This is a genomic window from Micromonospora maritima, assembly GCF_902825405.1.
In the GTDB taxonomy this organism is placed as follows: Bacteria; Actinomycetota; Actinomycetes; order Mycobacteriales; family Micromonosporaceae; genus Micromonospora; species Micromonospora maritima.
Genome location: NZ_CADEAU010000662.1, coordinates 1 through 2,486 on the forward strand (window position 1 = coordinate 1; position 2,486 = coordinate 2,486).

The 2,486-nt window shown below is 74.5% G+C and carries 3 protein-coding genes and 1 pseudogene; 1 reads left to right on the forward strand and 3 read right to left on the reverse strand.

Features of this window, described 5'->3' with window-relative positions:
* Together HUW36_RS34690 and HUW36_RS30715 are read right to left on the reverse strand one after the other, a co-directional pair.
* Positions 1-338 (reverse strand): annotated as a pseudogene (locus HUW36_RS34690) (hypothetical protein); the annotation flags it as partial.
* A gap of 102 nt (positions 339-440) precedes the next feature.
* Positions 441-668, reverse strand: coding sequence for a helix-turn-helix domain-containing protein (locus tag HUW36_RS30715; RefSeq protein ID WP_099162455.1), 228 nt, complete (start codon positions 666-668; stop codon positions 441-443).
* A 196-nt stretch (positions 669-864) separates the two neighbouring features.
* Here HUW36_RS30715 and HUW36_RS30720 point away from each other — a divergent pair, with 196 nt between their 5' ends.
* Positions 865-1,374, forward strand: a complete 510-nt coding sequence (locus tag HUW36_RS30720; RefSeq protein ID WP_174531284.1) for a DUF6912 family protein — start codon at positions 865-867, stop codon at positions 1,372-1,374.
* An 11-nt stretch (positions 1,375-1,385) separates the two neighbouring features.
* Here the strand turns inward: HUW36_RS30720 and HUW36_RS30725 are convergent, their stop codons facing one another.
* Positions 1,386-2,486 carry an aldehyde dehydrogenase family protein gene (locus tag HUW36_RS30725; RefSeq protein WP_281357577.1) on the reverse strand — a complete coding sequence of 367 codons (1,101 nt, stop codon included), beginning with the start codon at positions 2,484-2,486 and terminating at the stop codon, positions 1,386-1,388.

Sequence of the window (2,486 nt, forward strand, 5' to 3'; positions counted from 1 at the left end):
CCGCTCGCGGTGGTGTCGCGGCGCGGACCGCCGTCGCCCGAGGCGGTGTCGCGGTGCGGGCTGCCCTCCCCGGAGGCGGGGAAGCGGTGCACGCCGGCCTCGCCCGAGGCGTTGCGGAGCGTGCCGGAGGTGGACCAGCGGGGCCAGCCGGGAGCGTGGTCGGGGGCGCGCCCGGCGGGACGCCCGGGATCGCGGGAGCGTCGGTCGATCAGGTCGAGGGCGAGCTGACCGCTGTGGCCCCAGGCCGGATCCTCGTCGGTGCAGGGCGGGTCGAGTGGCGGGGCGGGCCGGAGACGGACCGGTGGACGCGGTGCCGGCGGACGGCGGGTGTCGACCATGTCAGCCCTCGAATCCTTGCGTTTGCCTCTGTTTGCCTGTGACTGATCCTCATCTTCGGGCACGGGAGTGGGCTGCGTCAATGGCCGACGGTCAGTGGGGGATCACTCCGCGTCGCGCTCGCCCAGCGGGTTGCCGCGCACCCACTCGGCGGTCTCGGCATACTTGCGCTCGATGTATTCCTCCAGCCGGGCCCGCTCGACCCGCCACTGACCCCGGCCGCCGATCTTGATGGCGGGCAGCTCGCCGCTGCGGACCATGTGGTAGACCTGCGAGTCCGACACGTTCAGCTCGGCGGCGACGTCGGACAGCAGCAGGAACCTCGACTCCACGGTGACTCCCGGGGTTGTTTTCGTTTGCCTCAGTTTGCCATCCCCGCCGGACGTTGCCGGAACCCACTTCGACGGACACACCGGCGGAAGACTTCTCCCGGGCGGGTGCCGGGTGTATGACGGTCACGGCGTACGGCATGATCGGCGCCCGGAGCCGGCGTGTGCCGGCCCGCGGCCTGAGTGCGGGGAGAGACCGGTGACCGACGAGCTTGTCCGGGTGTACCTGCCGGCGACCGTGCCGATGCTCGGCCGACTGCGGGACGAGGGCCTGTCCGCCGAGGCGGCGCACGCGGTCACCCCGGAGTTGCGCGAGTGGTACGCCGAGGGCGACGAGGAGGAGTTGGAGTACGTCGCCTTCACCCGGGCCGCCCAGGACGCGCTGCTCCTGCTGCGCGCCGATCCCGGCGCCCCCCGGCGGCGGGTCGTGGTCTCGGTGGACCTGCCCGCCCGGGCGGTCGGCCGGGCCGGCGGCGAGCTGGGCTCCAGCGTGGTGGGGCTGGCCGGCCCGGTGCCGGTGAAGTCGGTCGCCGCGATCCACGTGGACGGCGCGGAGGCGGTCGAGGACGTGACCGCGGCCGTGGCGGTGGTGGCCGAGGCGCAGGCCGGCGACCCCGACGCCCAGTTCACCGTCGACGGCGCCGAGGACCACGAGCTGGAGTGGTACGACGCGACCGAGCTGGACCTGCTGCTGCGCGAGGTCGGCTGAGGCGGGCCGGCTCAGGAGGCCGGCTCGTCCTCCTCCACGGGCCGCGGGCCCAGGGTGCGTCCGAAGGCGATGAGGGTGGTCAGCGCGCCCACGAAGAGCAGCCAGATGGCGTTGTCGACCCGCGAGGTGCCGAGCGCGGTCTGCGCCACCTGGTCGGCCTCGCTGAGCGCTGCGGCGAGGTCGAGCAGGCCGCGTCCGCCGACCCGGATGATCACTTCGGTGAGCAGCAGGAGCAGCCCGGCTCCGGCGCCGGCCACCAGGTAGGCCGGCCAGCGCAGCGGCCCGGCCGCACCGTGCCGGCGCTCCGCGCGGCGGCGGGACCAGGCCAGGTAGAGGTAGGCGACCAGTCCGGCGATCAGCCCGGCGAGCAGCGACTCGGTCCGTGACACCCACTTCGCGGCGTCGAGCACCGACTGCTGGGTCTCGCCGGCGCCGAACAGGTCGGAGAGCGGATCCCGGGCCCGGCTGAACAGCACCACGAAGACCTGCGCGGCGAGCGTGGCGGCGGCGATCGCGGCCACCACCCGGGCCTGCCGCGCTCCGGCCGCCGCGCCGCCGATGACCGCGGCCGCTGCCGTGGTGCCGGCGATCGTGTTGGTGGTGGCGTTGTCCGCGTACGTGAGGTTGATCGCGACCGCGGCGACGAGCCCGACCAGCAGGCCGGTGCCGACGGTGGCCAGGAAGCGCAGGGTGACGCGGCCCAGCCGGTTGGTGGCGGCCAGTGCGACAGTGGCGCCGGTGACAAGCGCCGCGGTGATCACACCGGGGAGCGCGTACGCGGAGAGGCTGATCGCGGTGACCCCGGCCGCGGTCGACGTGATCGCCTCCCGGGTGGACCAGAGCATGGCCGCCAGCCAGGCGATCGAGAGCAGGGCCAGCGGCAGCGCGCCCGGCGCGTACTCGGGTCGCCCGACCGCGGGGGTCGCGTCGACGACCTCGGGCTGGTCCGGCTCCGCGGCCGTGGAGCTGCCGGGCTGGTTGCTCATCGTCTCCCCTTCGACGGACGCCGGATCGGCCGGGTCGGGCCGATGCACCACCGCGTTGCCGGCCATCAGTGCCGGCAGCACCTCCGCCGCGGCCAACGACAGCGGGTAGTTCCACGGCGAGACGAT